Here is a 15,030-nt window from a genome sequence, read left to right as displayed (position 1 = left end):
TCAAAAATATATCTACCCTTCTTTAAATAAGGACAAATATCATAAAATCAATGGGGCTTGCGTAAATACAAAGCCCAATAAGGCAGTGCTACAGCTAAGCCACCTAGAATATTACCTATTGTTACGGGAATTAAATTATTAAATATAAAATGCTCTATCGTTAGAGCCTGAAATTGATCAGGTGAAACACCAACCGAGAGCCAAAATTCAGGTGACGCAAAATTATTTATTACTATACCCATTGGAATCATAAACATATTGGCAATACTATGTTCAAAACCACTAGCAACAAACATTGCAACAGGTAGAACCATGACCAGCATTTTATCCAATAAGCTACGCCCAGCATAACTCAACCAAGCAGCTAAACAAACCATTAAATTAGCCAGTAAACCAAGAAACACCGCTTCGATAAATGTATGGTGTAATTTATGATCAGCAGTTTGTAACACATTCAAACCCCATAATCCATTGGCTACCATATACTGACCAGAAAACCAAATAATTGTTACGAATAGTATAGCACCAATAAAGTTACCAATATATACTAAAATCCAATTACGAAACATTCTTAACCAGCTAACTTTGTGAGTCATTTTTGGTAAAATTGTTAAAACTGTAGAAGTGAATAAATCGGAACCACAACAAACCACCAGCATTAGCCCTAGGGAGAAACAAATTCCACCAACAAATTTTGCTAATCCAAACGCAACCGTAGCTGTGCCAGTTGTTACAGTAATATAAAACACAAAAGCGATAGAGATATAAACTCCGGCGAGTATAGCAGAAAGGATGGTACTACATGGATGTTTATTTACTTTGTAATTGCCGAGTTCTTCAGCAATTTGTGTCATTTGTGCAGGAGAAAATGAATCTACAATTTTATCGGTACTCAAAACTACATCCTCAAAAAAACTAGGGTTTTATGAGACAGATAGTATACTCAAAATTTGAAGTAGATCACCTTTTTTTTATTAAAAACTTTTAAAATTACGAAAAGTGATTACTTATTAGTAAAATAGTTCTATATTAACACCGTTAGTGATCATGCTTACATCACGTGATTAAGCTGCAAATGACTAATATCTAGATAGACTCTTATTTGTTATCTAATACTTTACTAACTTTAACCAAATAATTACGTGATTCTTGTGATACATGCGAAGTAACTAATTTACGATAGACTTGCTGCGGTGTCATAGAATTAATTATATTAATTGCTTCGTTGCGATCATTCGAAAAAGTCCTCAGAACACTACCTGCCCCACCATTATATGAAGTAATCATGGCGTATCTTAACGAAATTGGATTATTAATTCCGGCTAAATATTTAGTTTTTAATAATGACAAATAAGCAGTCCCCATATCCACATTATTACGAGGGTCGAGTAGGAATTGCCTACTAGGTTCTCCTGATTTACCTCGTAGTTTAAAAATATCACGCCCAGCTGTATGTTGTTGAACTTGCATTAATCCAAGGGCATCAGTACGACTCACAGCATACGGGTTAAATGCTGATTCAACTTCCATAATTGCCAAAATTAAGCGTTCATCAATAAAATAACGATTGGAAGCTGCAGTAACTAGTGGTAAAAATTTTCGAGCTCGTTGATTAATATGATTTGGGACAAGTTTAATTTCAACATAAGTAATACGATGGGAACCAGATGAGCGAGTTTTAATATTATTGGCAAGAACATAATCAGCAAAACTATTAGCCCTACCACTCCAGCGAATAGGTTGCCTCTCTTGATCTAGCACCTGATTATATAAAAAAGGTTCTTCGGATAAATTCTGGCCTATTTTGTCATGTTTTCGAATGATATCTACAGGTTCAGGCATTAATAACGTAGCAACTATAGCATCTTTTAAATTTTCTATTGGGGTATCAGACAAAGTTTCAACAGTAATTATTCCCGATACAAAATTGATATGTACTCGTGTTTGTAAATTATCTTCATATTGAACATAATCTTTCGGACCGGCGATAAGCACTTCTTTAGGTCCCCAGATTTTCTCAATATTATTAGCGTATTGGCCAATTAATATATTAAATGCATTGGTATCTTTTACATACCAATCATCGTTATCAAGAGATTTTTTGCTAGGACAACCAGTTAATATGCTAACTGCTATCAGTAGTGTAATAATTTTTTTATTATTCTTCATTTTGGATCTCTAACTTTCTGGTTTATATCCACCAATAACAATATCTTCACCCTCAAATAGAAATTTTACCATTTCGGTTTCAATTTTTTTACGATGTTCCGGGTTCATCATATTGAATTTATTTTCATTAATTAGCATAGTTTGTTTTTTCATCCATTCTTGCCAAGCAGGTTTGGAAATTTCATTAAAAATACGTTTGCCAAGTTCTCCAGGATAAAGCTGAAAGTCAAGACCGTCCGCCTCTTTTTTTAAATAATGGCAATAAATAATTCGACTCATATTTATCCTTTAATAGATTTAATAAATGATTAACTGCTTATTATACATCAAAATAATTAAAGAAAATAAAAAAATTATCGCTCATTTAAATTGAATATTAATTCATTTATAATGAATAATTATTTACTTTACTCTAGCAGTAATTAGCATAAAATAGATTAGAAATAATTACTATAAGGATCTGCAAATGAAATCACAAATTACGCGTGCGCTATTTGATAAAGTCATTTTACCTATTTATGCACCTGCCAATTTTATTCCTGTTAAAGGGAAAGGTAGCCGTGTTTGGGATCAAAATGGTGAAGAATATATCGACTTTGCTGGGGGTATTGCTGTAAATGCATTAGGTCATTGTCATCCTAAATTAATCCAAGCGTTGCAGGAACAAAGTGAAAAATTATGGCATGTAAGTAATGTTTTTACTAATGAGCCAGCATTACAACTAGCGCAAAAATTAATTGAGCATACCTTCGCCGACCGTGTCTTTTTTGCTAACTCAGGAGCCGAGGCCAACGAAGCCGCATTGAAGTTAGCACGTCACTATGCTATTGAAAAATATAGTCCTTATAAAACTAAAATTATTGCTTTTTATCAAGCTTTCCATGGACGTACTTTTTTTACTGTTTCAGTAGGCGGTCAAGCTAAATATTCTGATGGTTTTGGTCCTAAACCAGCCGACATTATTCATGTCCCTTTTAATGATCTAAATGCGCTTAAAGCAGTTATGGATGACCACACTTGTGCCGTTATACTTGAACCTGTACAAGGTGAAGGAGGATTAACATCAGCAACACCAGAGTTTTTACAAGGGGTACGCGAACTTTGTAATGACTATAATTCACTACTTATTTTCGACGAAGTCCAATGTGGAATGGGACGAACAGGTAGTTTATATACCTATCAACAATATAATGTAATTCCGGACATTTTAACATCAGCCAAAGCTCTGGGCGGTGGATTTCCAATCAGTGCAATGTTAACCACTGAAGAAATTGCTTTGGTTATGCATCCTGGCGTTCATGGTACAACTTATGGAGGTAACCCACTTGCTTGTGCCGTAGGTTGTGCTGCTTTTGATATTATTAACACTCCTGAGGTAATAGAAGGTATACAACAACGCCGTGCTATATTTATTGAACAACTTGAAAATATCAATGATAAATTTAAAGTGTTCCGAGAATATCGTGGTAAGGGGTTATTGCTTGGTGCCGAATTACAGCCTCAATTTCATAATAAAGCCCGTGATTTTTTAAATGTTGCTACTGATTTTAAAGTAATGATTTTAAATGCGGGGCCTAATGTACTACGCTTTACTCCTTCACTAATTATAACTGAAGATGAAATCAATGAAGGAATGATACGATTTACAAAAGCGGTGGAAAAAGTTGTCAATTCTTAAGTTTTTCTATACAGTAACGGCATTTTAACCGATTAAGTGCCGTTACTGCACTTAAAGGATAGCTATTTATGAATGATATTAGTCCTTTAAACTATGCCAAAACGCATTTTATTTTAAGTGCTCCTGATATTTCTCACCTCCCTGTTGACACAGGTGTTGAGGTTGCCTTTGCTGGGCGTTCTAACGCCGGCAAATCTAGTGCTCTTAATACTTTAACTAATCAAAAAAGTTTGGCCAGAACCAGTAAAACCCCTGGGCGAACCCAATTGATTAATCTTTTTGAAATCGAAGATAACTGCCGTTTAGTCGATTTACCCGGCTATGGTTATGCCCAAGTACCAGAAGCAATCAAACTTAAATGGCAAAAATCTTTAGGTGAATACTTACAAAAACGCGAAAGTCTTAAAGGATTGATTGTATTAATGGATATTAGACATCCCTTAAAAGATTTAGATCAACAAATGATTGAATGGGCAGTGTCTGTCAACATCCCGGTAATGTTATTACTTACTAAGGCCGACAAACTAGCATCGGGTGCACAAAAAAAACAAGTTAACATGGTAAAAGAAGCTATTTTACCTTTTCAAGGTGATATTACTGTTGCCCCATTTTCTTCACCAAAGCGAATCGGTCTTGAGCCATTAAAACAAAAATTAAATGAATGGTTTAATCTCCAATAATTTTTTTATTTTTGCTAACTAGCTTATATGCGTTAAATTGATATTTATTATTGGATGATAAATGATTGCTTTATCATAACTTAATATATAAACAAATTAGGTAAACATCTTATGCATAATTCAGCATTTGCATTCCATACTTTATCACCAGATCTTATTATTGACAGTCTAGCCTCAATTGGTCTTAATGTAGATTCTGGCTTAACTGTACTGAATAGTTATGAAAATCGTGTTTACCAATTTTTAGATGACGAACGTAAACGTTATGTTGTTAAATTTTACCGACCTCATCGTTGGAGTCGGGAACAAATTCTTGAAGAACATCAATTTGCTACCCAACTATTGGATGCCGAAATTCCTGTCATAGCACCACTAACCTTTAATAGTAGCACTCTACATAAGTACCAAGATTATCTATTTACAATTTACCCAAGCGTTGGGGGTCGGCAATACGAAATAGATAACCTTGAACAAATGGAATCGGTGGCTATGCAACTAGGTCGTATTCACCAAATTGGTGCTCAACAATCCTTCACCTACCGACCAACTATTGGACTTGATGAATATCTTTACCAACCACAAGAAACTTTATTTACTTGTAAATTTATTCCTAAAAAGGTTCAACCTGAACTTAAAACAACATTGAGTGCATTAATAACCACCGTGCAGCAACATTGGCATAATGACTGGCAAGCAATTCGTTTACATGGTGATTTTCATGCCGGTAATATTTTATGGCGAGATGAGGCTATGATTGTCGACTTTGATGATGCTCGCAATGGTCCAGCAATTCAGGACTTATGGCTACTTTTATATGGTGAACGCCAAGAACAACAGTTACAATTGAATATATTAATTGAAATATATCAAGAATTTTATGAATTCGATGTTAACCAACTAAAACTCATTGAACCTCTAAGAGCAATGAGGATGGTTCATCATCTAGCATGGATTATTCAACGCTGGCAAGATCCAGCCTTTCCTATTGCATTCCCTTGGTTAACTGATTTGGATTTTTGGCATCAACAATTAGCAACATTTAAAAAACAAATTCAAGCTATAAAAGCCCACCAGTGCAGTTAATGTCAGGAATGTGAAATAGAAATATCTAAGTAATCACTATTACTAATAGCTATTGTTTTTAAAAGAAACATTATCTATATTAAATTAATCTAATAATTTCAATAAAATAGGAAGTTCAGGATTTTGTGCAATCAGTTTTTCTTTTTGTTGTTTGCTAAGTTGCTTGATTTTGTATTCAAGTTTAAGTGCGGTCGAGCGATCACCCACCATAATTTGATAAACCACTGTCAGATCGCTATGGCCTTTTAAATGTTTAGCACCTTTATTATTCTGATGTTGATACAAACGCCTCGCTACATCAGTTGTAATACCAGTATATAGAGACTGTTTAGCCGTTCTAATAATATATAGAAACCATATTGATGTATTAGTTATCATAAACTCAACATATCAAAAGATATTAATTACTTATAAAAAATAAGGGAACAGAAATATATTTGTGTTTTGTAATCAAAGTTAACTCAAAGTATATCTAGAAAAATCATCTAAAAATAACAAAAAATTATTTTAAATGATCTTTTTGGTTCAATAATTCGAGTGTAAATTGACCATTTGAATTTAAATTATACTGTTTATAATTAATAATGCTGATACTTGTATTTTCTAATTTATTTGTGTTTTGAAGATGATCCTGCCATTTACCTCCAGAGAGAACATAAATAAGTTGTCTTAAAACTGAACCATGAGAAACAATTAATATATTACCTTCATTATGTTTTGTGATAATTTCATTGATTGCTTTTTTAGAACGATTAAATACATTTTCAAAACTTTCACCATGATTGTTGGCTGTAGAATAGAGTTCAGCGTTATTTTCCAAATAAACAAAATTAAGGTCGGTATAATAATCAGGTACGAATTTCCCTTCCCATTCTCCAAAGTGGATTTCTTTTAAGTCTTCATTAAGAAATAATGGAATATTCCTATTTCCAATAATATATTTAGCGGTATCAACCGCTCTTTTTTGAGGACTAGTATATGCTATATCAAAGTTAATTTTATTTAATGCTTTTCCTGCTAATTTAGCTTGGTTAATTCCTTGTGAGGTTAAAGGAGAATCAGATGAACCTTGAAATAGTTGCAATTTATTCCACTCTGTTTCACCATGTCGAATAAAATAAAAGTTAATATTTTTCTGCATAAATTAAGAACCTTTAGATATTTCATAACCAAAATATTTTTTTATATAATGTGATTTTGTAACATAAATAAAAAAAGAAAAATAAATCAAAAAATATGCGATATTTATTTTTGTACCCATCCCATTAGAAGATAAATAAATAATTTCCGCAATAGTCGTTATTAAACAAAGGATAAAATAATAAGACAAATAAATAGGGGTTTTTACATTCCTAGTAATAACAAAATAAATAAGCATTATAATAAATAACAATATTACACAGTATAAAAGTACTGAAAAAAAATCAATTTTGTATTGAGTAAAATTTAGAAATAAAGTGTAATTAATAGTCAAGAAATTAAAACCTAACACTAGTAAAATCAGTATAATCGGTAGTTTTTTCATCGAGCTAACCTTACTTTAAATTCCACTCAGTACCACATTAAACAAGACATTAAATCTATTTAGTATGTATCTTATTAAGATTCATGATTTAATAATAACCTTTAATACTGATTCTTTAGGATTTGTTGATAAATTAATAGCTTCACTTAATTTATCTAATGGAAAAACATGGGTAATCATTTCTTTAGTATTCAATTTTCTCTTTTCAAGTAAATCTAACGCTTCAGGAAACTCGTAAGGCGTAACAGAATAAGTACCAACTATAGTAATTTCATCTTTAAAAAAGCGACTAGCGTCAATTTCAACCAATTTATTATTATCAAATCCAGAAAATACTATTATTTTTCCAGCTCTCCTTACCAAATTCACAGCATCTGATAATAAAGAAGATACTCCCGCTGCAATAATAATTACATCAACACCTTGGTTATTTGTTATTCTCTTTATTTCATCAGCTAAATTCTTTTCTAAAATATTAATAGCATAATCACAACCTACTTTCAGTGCTTTTTGTAATTTGTGCTCTGAAATGTCACTAATAATAACTTTATTCGCCCCTTTAATTTTTGCTAGTTGTGCGTGCAATATACCTATAGTCCCAGCCCCCATGATTAATACACTATCATTAGCTCTAATATCAGCTTGTTTTAGCCCATGTAAACAACAAGCAATGGGTTCAATTAATGTGGCTTCTTCGTCAGATATATTATCAGACACTTTATGAGTTAAATGCTTTAAATGTAGCTCTGGAATACGTATAAACTCAGCAAATCCACCTGGATCTATGTTATTTGTCCTAAATTGTTCACAAATGGTATAATGACCTTTATTACAATAATGACAGGTAAAACAAGGGACATGTATTGCTGTAATAACTCTATCACCTAAATTAAATTTATTAACATTTTTCCCTTTTTTTATAATTTCTCCAACTACTTCATGACCCAATACTGTTGGTTTTTGTACCGAATCACCACGTATTTTTTGAATATCTGTACCACATAAACCACAAGCAAGCATTTTAATCAGCACTTCATTATCAGAAATTTCTGGAATGGGTAAATCTTCAGTTCTTAGGTCATTTTGTTTATAACAAACTGTTGCTTTCATTTTATTTATCCTTCTTATTATTGAATTCTAAATTCGTTTTTAAATCAAAAAATGGTTTGTAATATTGTTTAAAAATCTCATCATAATATTTTGTCAATTTTTGATTAGGTATATAAGTTGCTATTTGCATATCAGTTAAACAATCCGCTGATTTATCTAAATAATTGTTTTTATATCCTGCTAACACCACAGCCCCTTTACAAACGGCTTCTTGAATATTACAAGATAATATCTTCCTACCTAGAATATCTGCTTTTAGTTGTAACCACAGTGGGTTCTTTGCTGCGGCTCCGATAACCTTTATGATGCTATGATGTGTTAAAGTTAATTTTTCAATCGTTTCTAACGTATTTTTTAATTCAAAACATAATCCTTGAAAGATACTTAGCAAAATATCTTGTAGAGAACTATTTTCACCAAAACCATACCATAATCCTTTAGCAACAATATTCCTTTTAGGAGGACCACTACCACGTAAATGAGGAATGAACACATTTAAATTGTTTTTTATATAATCAATATTAGTCAATTTGGGAATTAATGATTCAATTAATAAATTAAAGTTTTCATCATTTACAGAAAATTTATTTTTAAACCATTCTATACAATAACCTGCAGATGGAAGCGAAGCATAAATTGTGTATAAATCATCAATGACATAACGACCATTAGATAAATTATTTTCTAAAAAAACTTTACTAAAATTTGCTTTTTTCTGTAATAAAAGAAGGCCTTCAGTTGTCCCTGTAGAATTAAGAATTTCTCCCTCCTGCAATTCTGCTGCAATGGAACCACACATATGATCATGCCCACCTATTGATACATAAATAGGATCCATAATATTTAATTTTTCAGCTAAATATGGTTTTATTTTTTCAAAATTTTTTCCTGATTCGACAAAATTAGCAAACAAATGACTAAGTGCAAATGTAGATTTAATCGCTTTAGACCAACAATTATTTTTTAAATCTAAAGCTAATGTTCTTGAAGCTAATGATAGCTCAGCTTTGCTTTTGTTGGTTAGTTTATAGGCTATATATTCAGCCAGACATAGCCACTTTACTTTTTGTAATTCAATATGACAATTGTCCCTTATCCATAAGATTTTTGTCAGACTATAATTACTATGAATGGGTATACCTGTAATAGAATATAACTCTTCATCTGTAAACTTCTTATTAATTTCATTCAAAGTAATTTTAGTCCTTGTATCGTACCATGTAATCGCAGGACCGACTGTATTCCCTTTTTCATCAATTAAGACGCCAGATTCTCCAACGCTAGCTATAACAATATTCTTTACTTTTTGAGGTTCAGCTAGAGATGTTATTGTCTTAATAATTCCGTGTTCTAATTGATTATATAAATCTATAACATCAAAATCATAACCATATTCAGAAGTGATTTTCGGAGTAACAAACGAATAACTGTCAACTAATAGTAATGATGGCAATTCAAAAACACACAATTTACAATTTGTTGTTCCGATATCAATCCCAATCGAATACATATTAATCTCCTTATTTACCATTTATTTATATCTTTCGATTAACAAAAATAGTATATACCCAAAATTAAATTAATATTATTCAATTACTTATATAAACAAAAGGGTCGTTCTATCCCTATTCCGATAATTACAATTATCAGTTAATTTATTTATAGGTTATTAATAGATTAAGTAATATTGAGTATATGTTTTTTTACTTTTTAAGTAAGATCCCACGTCTTCTTAGTATGTCGATATAATAGGAAACAAGTAACAAAAATAATTGGAATTAAAGCTAAGGCAATATAATTCCCTTCGAAAACTTTTACAGCCCAGAATCTATATGGATTACCACCATCTAAAAGACTTGAGAATTCACCATCAGTTTTTACCGGGAAATTAATACTTCTGGCAATATTTGTAATAATAGGAGCTACTGCAGATGCTACATAAAGATTAGCAATTAAGCATGGTATACCTATTATAAAAGATCTAACTATATTTCCTCTACAAGCTAACACAACCATAGAAATAGGAACCCAAATATTAGTCAAATCTCCTAATGGCAATAATCTATTTCCTGGTAAAAGAATTGATAACACCAGACCTACAGGAATAAGTAATAGTGCCGTAGATAATACGGAAGGATGTCCTACTGCAACAGCAATATCTAAACCAATATATAAGTTCTTTCTATTAGGAAATTTTTTACTTAAAAATTGTTTCACTGCATCTGATAAAGGTAATAAGCCTTCCATTAACAATTTAACCATTCTTGGCATAATTAACATTACTGCACCCAAGTTAATTGCTAAGTTAAGAATACCTTTTATATCATAGCCAGCAGCGATACCAATTGCTGCACCGATAACAAATCCAATCATCATTGGTTCACCAAATATACCAAATCTTTTCTGAATTGTTTCTGGATCAGCATGTAGCTTTTGTAAGCCTGGTATTTTATTTAATATAATATTGCCTAATACTCCTATTGGGAAAAATATAACTGAGGATAATGTTGGTAATGAAATTCCTGGAAGTTCAAAATATTTTTGAATCATAGGTGCACACCAATCGGCAAGTATAAATGTTATTACGGCAGTAACACCTGCAATAATTAACCCATACATAAAATTTCCTGTGCTGCTATAAACCAAAGCTCCTACAAAAGTAAAATGCCAGAAATTCCAAAGATCAATATCTACTGTTTTGGTCCAATTAACTGTTAACATAATAATGTTAATGATAATAGTCATTGGAATAACGAATGGAGCAATTGGAGATGCCCAAGCAATTGCAGCTAATGGAGGCCATCCAAGATCAATAACGGGTAAGTGAATTCCAGCGTGTTCAACTAAATCTGTAGTTGCACTTCCTAAACTAGTACCTAGTAAATCAAAAATAACAAATATACCTACAAATCCCATACCTATAGTTAATGATGAACGCAAAGCCCTACCAATTTTAACACCTAAACAAATTGCCATTATAAATATAACGACAGGTAACATAACAGTAGGACCAAAACCTAATATATATTGTACAACTTCAAGCAATTTATCGGCCATAATCAATTCCCTTTTAGAATATTAACAATTTGAGCTAAGACTTCTTCTTCGCCAATTGTTGTTATTAATGGTACACCATTAATAATAGGTGTTTTTTCTAGCTTATAACTTACTTTAGAAGTAACAATAACTAAATCAGCCATACCATCTTGAGATTGCACTGTTGCAACATCTGATTGAATATTATCAACTTCAATACCATGTGCTGCACAGTAATTTTTAACTTTTTCTGTTGCAATAGTTGAGGTTGCAATACCACTGGTACATGCAAAAATGATTCTTTTTTTCATGATATTTCTCCTTATTTTAAAATATCTTTTAAAATATTTTTGATTTCAACTTTGCTATTACTTTCAACTATTTTTTGTAAAATTTGGTCATTTCCAAATGATGATGCTAATTTCATTAAAAAGTTCAAATGAGTGTCTGATTGTTTAAGTAATAGTCCAAAAACGATTTGAACAAGAACATTTTCATCATTTTCCGCATTTTTGAATAAAATTCCTTTCTTACTAGTGATCAAAAACATTCCATTTTTTTTTACAAATTCAGAGTCAACATGTGGCATAGCTACATTTATTGTTTTTAACTTAAATCCTGTAGGATGGTTATTTTCTCTATAAATAACTTTTTCCAAATATTGTCCTGTAACATAACCATTTTTTAATAATTCATTACTGACAAATTGAAACATTTCATCTCGATCATAGAAACTTTGATTTAAAAATATTATGTTGTCATCCAAATGTTCTAATTCCATAATTACCACCTATTCCTTATTTAACGATGGATATTTAGTAAATTCATAGATAAAATCTTATTATAGACAACCTGTTGAACATCTCCTTTTGCCTTAAGCAAAACTTTAATTAGATTGTATTCACTATTATTAGCTTCATACTGTTTGCCAATTGAACGAATATAAGCTCTTCTTAAGTCGCCACCTATATTAAGTTTGACAACGTTATACTGACTAATTTTTTGCAAAGTTTTATCATCAATACCTGAACCACCATGAATAACTAATGAAACTGGAGAAATTTCAGATAATTTTCCTAATAAGTCAAAATCAATCTTAGGTTGTTGTTCAAAACCATGGACATTACCAACAGAAATAGCTAATGTTGCACACCCCGTTCTTTTGACAAATTCAAGTACTTGATTTGGATCAGTTTTGCGATCAGCCTCATTAACTTCATCATCTTCTTTACCAGTGATCGCACCTAATTCAGCTTCTACAGGAATATTATATCCTCCACAAAAATCAACCACTTCTTTAGTCAATTGAATATTTTCTTCAAAAGGTAAATGTGAGCCATCAATCATAATTGAAGTGAAACCAGCTTCTACGGCTTGTTTAACATCTTCAAATGTTTTCCCATGATCCAAGTGTAAACAAAAAGGTGTTTTCATAGCACTAGCTCGATTGCGAACCATATCGACAATATATTTGTAACCTGATAATACAATATTAGTTGGAGCAATCTGAATCATACTAGGGATATTGCTCTCCTCAATTGCATCTAAAATCGCTAGAGTTGTTTCTAAGTTTGTTGTATTAAATGCGCCGGCTAATGTCTTTTTCTTTTTTGCTTCGCGTAATAAAGTATACCCATTGACTAGTGCCATAAATAACCCCTATGTTCGTCTAAGTGTTGTTCCTAAATAGTTTACATTTGACTTTAACCATACATTACCAAACTCAATTGGAGAACCATCGTCAAGGTAAACTAATTGTTCTAAATGCAGAACGGGTGATATATCACTAATATTTAATATATCTGCTCGTTCTTTTCCGACCACTCGAGCCGAATATCGGCATTCTGAATGATCAATCTTTTTATTAGTAATTCTCTCTAATTCATTGAATAAACTATATTTATTAAAATCAATATATTGTATTTCTGGACACAACTCTAAATTAATCCTATTTTCAATAAACATAATTCTTTCGCTATTAACACTACGTACACGTTCCATATAAAAAATATTTGTATTGACCGGAACCTGTAATTTATTACTAATATATTCGTTTGCTTTTTCTACCCTTTTGGTAATTAGCTCCGTGGTAAACGAAACATGCTGCATTTCTAGTGATTCAGCAAATGACTGCAAACCATACCCTAACTGATAAGATATATTTTCAGATTTAACATAAGTACCTTTACCTTGAATCTGTTCTAATACAGATTCATTAATAAGTAATTCAACAGCTTTTCTAACAGTACCTCTGCTTACAGAAAGTATATTCATAATTTCATTTTCCGAAGGAATTCGATCTCCAGCTTTCAAATCTTTACGGTAAATTTGATTTCTTATCCATTCTTTTACCTGTACATACAGTGGGGTGCTAGAAAATTTATTTATATTCATTTGTTACCTCAAATATAAGTTAGGTTAACTATACATCTATAGACGATTATGTACAACTATAGACAACTATATTTTAATTAAAATGTGAGTAATATCACATTTTAATTTTATCTAATATTCTCTCAACCAGTAACTACATTAAATATTAAAGTTGATTCAAAAATTGAATTCATTGAATGATGCTTTTAAATTGTTGAATAAACTAAATAATTTTGCAAACAAAATATTAGGATTTTTACAAGTTTTTTTAACTAAATCTATTGTCAACGAATCAAAATTAATAATTCGGTAATGTATTAAAATAGAATTTTAATATTTATAAACATATTTTCTTTCAATGAAACGTCTATAAAGACTAATAATCTATTATTAGAACTAGATGGTAGGTAACTTTATAAAAATAAAAGCTATATTGAATAGGAATTAAAAAATCAACTTTTTATAGTTAAGCTGTATGGTTTACATTTTACAATAAGTGCTAACACTACTGTTCCGTTTACTTTGCAAGAGATAATGTTTAAGATAGATTAATTTTTTTTAAGGTATTTTGAGGTTATTAGTTTTGAATAATTTTGCAAAAATTATTGAAATGCAACGAGGCGATATTAAATTTGCTTACGTTCAAAATGATGAAATAAATTATCTTGGTCTGTTTGATCAATTTTTGGCTGAAGAAGGTCATCACGAAATACTAGATCCAAGTGATAAGATTGAAAGGTATACTTATTTGATCAATCACAATAACACCAAATTTATTTTTAAAATTGATGGTGGCGTTGAACACCGTTTAGAACGAAAAATTATTGCTAAAATTACTGGTGATTTTTATTTTAATTTAATTTATAAATTAGCCAAAATGTCACTGGACAAATGTGATGTTGCTTATGAACTTTATTTGGTTGCCTTTGATCAAAAAACCAAACGCCACTACATGATTTTTAACTTTATTGAAGGCCGTTCATTGAAATGGGAAGAAATGAAAACTTATGGCAATCAAATAAAAAATTGTGTTGAAAAACTTCATAGTTACAATTTAGTATCTAATGATATTCATGGTGGTAATTTTATTTTAACTCCTGATGGCAAAATCAAAGCAATTGATTTGACTAATTCTGGTTTTATTTGGCTCACCAAAGCTAACGATGCAATTGAGTTACGCGATCGGTTTAATATCAAAATTAAAGTTCCTTTTTTAGCTATGGCTTTTAAAGAATTTGCCCATGGATTTAAACGATTATCGCGTAAACTGCGTGGCAAAGAAGACTAGAATTCTAAAAAGATGAGGAATTAATTCCTCATCCTAATAATCCCGTTAATTAATAATAGTAACCCCATACCTTATTTAAGGTATAATA

15 protein-coding genes and 1 pseudogene are annotated in these 15,030 nt (G+C 31.1%); 4 read left to right on the top strand and 12 right to left on the bottom strand.

Features of this window, described 5'->3' with window-relative positions; all coding sequences use genetic code 11:
- Window positions 1–47: 47 nt before the first annotated feature.
- The 3 genes from focA to A9G12_RS05370 all read right to left on the bottom strand — a co-directional run bounded on the left by focA (window position 48) and on the right by A9G12_RS05370 (window position 2,448).
- Complete coding sequence (focA, locus tag A9G12_RS05380) at window positions 48–896, bottom strand: formate transporter FocA (protein WP_081299670.1); 849 nt, start codon at window positions 894–896, stop codon at window positions 48–50.
- Window positions 897–1,098: 202 nt separating this feature from the next.
- Window positions 1,099–2,169 carry a membrane-bound lytic murein transglycosylase MltC gene (gene mltC, locus A9G12_RS05375; RefSeq protein ID WP_065564845.1) on the bottom strand — a complete coding sequence of 357 codons (1,071 nt, stop codon included), beginning with the start codon at window positions 2,167–2,169 and terminating at the stop codon, window positions 1,099–1,101.
- 9 nt (window positions 2,170–2,178) lie between these two features.
- The gene (locus tag A9G12_RS05370; RefSeq protein WP_065564844.1) at window positions 2,179–2,448 is read right to left on the bottom strand and encodes an oxidative damage protection protein; all 270 of its coding nucleotides are present in this window, start codon (window positions 2,446–2,448) and stop codon (window positions 2,179–2,181) included.
- A gap of 187 nt (window positions 2,449–2,635) precedes the next feature.
- On the opposite strand from A9G12_RS05370, the gene argD reads away from it, so the two are divergent.
- The 3 genes and pseudogenes from argD to A9G12_RS05355 all read left to right on the top strand — a co-directional run bounded on the left by argD (window position 2,636) and on the right by A9G12_RS05355 (window position 5,624).
- Window positions 2,636–3,847 carry a bifunctional acetylornithine/succinyldiaminopimelate transaminase gene (argD, locus tag A9G12_RS05365; protein WP_065564843.1) on the top strand — a complete coding sequence of 404 codons (1,212 nt, stop codon included), beginning with the start codon at window positions 2,636–2,638 and terminating at the stop codon, window positions 3,845–3,847.
- Between the two features lie 68 nt (window positions 3,848–3,915).
- Entirely contained in the window at window positions 3,916–4,527 is a 612-nt protein-coding gene (yihA, locus tag A9G12_RS05360) for a ribosome biogenesis GTP-binding protein YihA/YsxC (RefSeq protein WP_442903471.1), read from the top strand.
- Between the two features lie 111 nt (window positions 4,528–4,638).
- A pseudogene (locus tag A9G12_RS05355) lies at window positions 4,639–5,624 on the top strand (serine/threonine protein kinase).
- A gap of 70 nt (window positions 5,625–5,694) precedes the next feature.
- Here A9G12_RS05355 and A9G12_RS05350 read toward each other — a convergent pair.
- From A9G12_RS05350 to A9G12_RS05305, 9 genes are all read right to left on the bottom strand, one after another.
- Window positions 5,695–5,988 (bottom strand): GIY-YIG nuclease family protein, encoded by a 294-nt coding sequence (locus A9G12_RS05350; RefSeq protein ID WP_065564841.1) that lies wholly within the window; start codon window positions 5,986–5,988, stop codon window positions 5,695–5,697.
- A gap of 124 nt (window positions 5,989–6,112) precedes the next feature.
- Window positions 6,113–6,751, bottom strand: a complete 639-nt coding sequence (locus A9G12_RS05345) for a histidine phosphatase family protein (RefSeq protein ID WP_065564840.1) — start codon at window positions 6,749–6,751, stop codon at window positions 6,113–6,115.
- Between the two features lie 465 nt (window positions 6,752–7,216).
- Complete coding sequence (locus tag A9G12_RS05335) at window positions 7,217–8,245, bottom strand: zinc-dependent dehydrogenase (RefSeq protein ID WP_065564838.1); 1,029 nt, start codon at window positions 8,243–8,245, stop codon at window positions 7,217–7,219.
- A gap of 1 nt (window position 8,246) precedes the next feature.
- A complete protein-coding gene (locus A9G12_RS05330; protein WP_065564837.1) occupies window positions 8,247–9,755 on the bottom strand; it encodes an FGGY-family carbohydrate kinase in 1,509 nt (502 codons plus the stop codon).
- Between the two features lie 200 nt (window positions 9,756–9,955).
- Window positions 9,956–11,302, bottom strand: coding sequence for a PTS galactitol transporter subunit IIC (locus tag A9G12_RS05325; protein ID WP_065564836.1), 1,347 nt, complete (start codon window positions 11,300–11,302; stop codon window positions 9,956–9,958).
- 2 nt (window positions 11,303–11,304) lie between these two features.
- Window positions 11,305–11,592, bottom strand: a complete 288-nt coding sequence (locus tag A9G12_RS05320) for a PTS sugar transporter subunit IIB (RefSeq protein WP_065564835.1) — start codon at window positions 11,590–11,592, stop codon at window positions 11,305–11,307.
- Window positions 11,593–11,603: 11 nt separating this feature from the next.
- Window positions 11,604–12,062 (bottom strand): PTS sugar transporter subunit IIA, encoded by a 459-nt coding sequence (locus A9G12_RS05315; protein WP_065564834.1) that lies wholly within the window; start codon window positions 12,060–12,062, stop codon window positions 11,604–11,606.
- A 20-nt stretch (window positions 12,063–12,082) separates the two neighbouring features.
- On the bottom strand, window positions 12,083–12,931 hold the full coding sequence (locus A9G12_RS05310; RefSeq protein WP_065564833.1) for a class II aldolase: 849 nt from the start codon (window positions 12,929–12,931) through the stop codon (window positions 12,083–12,085).
- Between the two features lie 9 nt (window positions 12,932–12,940).
- Window positions 12,941–13,675, bottom strand: coding sequence for a GntR family transcriptional regulator (locus A9G12_RS05305; protein WP_065564832.1), 735 nt, complete (start codon window positions 13,673–13,675; stop codon window positions 12,941–12,943).
- Between the two features lie 562 nt (window positions 13,676–14,237).
- On the opposite strand from A9G12_RS05305, the gene A9G12_RS05300 reads away from it, so the two are divergent.
- Window positions 14,238–14,942, top strand: coding sequence for a lipopolysaccharide core heptose(II) kinase RfaY (locus A9G12_RS05300; RefSeq protein WP_065564831.1), 705 nt, complete (start codon window positions 14,238–14,240; stop codon window positions 14,940–14,942).
- Window positions 14,943–15,030 lie beyond the last annotated feature (88 nt).

The sequence above is a fragment of the Gilliamella sp. wkB112 genome, assembly GCF_001690685.1.
Classification (GTDB): domain Bacteria; phylum Pseudomonadota; class Gammaproteobacteria; order Enterobacterales; family Orbaceae; genus Gilliamella; species Gilliamella apicola_J.
Note: the sequence above shows the minus strand (reverse complement) of the source record. Positions and strands in the feature narration are given on the sequence as shown.

Excerpts from the sequence above, each read along its gene's own strand:
- mltC (WP_065564845.1), bottom strand. The coding sequence starts at position 2,169 with ATGAAGAATAATAAAAAAATTATTACACTACTGATAGCAGTTAGCATA.
- A9G12_RS05370 (WP_065564844.1), bottom strand. The coding sequence starts at position 2,448 with ATGAGTCGAATTATTTATTGCCATTATTTAAAAAAAGAGGCGGACGGT.
- argD (WP_065564843.1), top strand. The coding sequence starts at position 2,636 with ATGAAATCACAAATTACGCGTGCGCTATTTGATAAAGTCATTTTACCT.
- yihA (WP_442903471.1), top strand. The coding sequence starts at position 3,916 with ATGAATGATATTAGTCCTTTAAACTATGCCAAAACGCATTTTATTTTA.
- A9G12_RS05350 (WP_065564841.1), bottom strand. The coding sequence starts at position 5,988 with ATGATAACTAATACATCAATATGGTTTCTATATATTATTAGAACGGCT.
- A9G12_RS05345 (WP_065564840.1), bottom strand. The coding sequence starts at position 6,751 with ATGCAGAAAAATATTAACTTTTATTTTATTCGACATGGTGAAACAGAG.
- A9G12_RS05335 (WP_065564838.1), bottom strand. The coding sequence starts at position 8,245 with ATGAAAGCAACAGTTTGTTATAAACAAAATGACCTAAGAACTGAAGAT.
- A9G12_RS05330 (WP_065564837.1), bottom strand. The coding sequence starts at position 9,755 with ATGTATTCGATTGGGATTGATATCGGAACAACAAATTGTAAATTGTGT.
- A9G12_RS05325 (WP_065564836.1), bottom strand. The coding sequence starts at position 11,302 with ATGGCCGATAAATTGCTTGAAGTTGTACAATATATATTAGGTTTTGGT.
- A9G12_RS05320 (WP_065564835.1), bottom strand. The coding sequence starts at position 11,592 with ATGAAAAAAAGAATCATTTTTGCATGTACCAGTGGTATTGCAACCTCA.
- A9G12_RS05315 (WP_065564834.1), bottom strand. The coding sequence starts at position 12,062 with ATGGAATTAGAACATTTGGATGACAACATAATATTTTTAAATCAAAGT.
- A9G12_RS05310 (WP_065564833.1), bottom strand. The coding sequence starts at position 12,931 with ATGGCACTAGTCAATGGGTATACTTTATTACGCGAAGCAAAAAAGAAA.
- A9G12_RS05305 (WP_065564832.1), bottom strand. The coding sequence starts at position 13,675 with ATGAATATAAATAAATTTTCTAGCACCCCACTGTATGTACAGGTAAAA.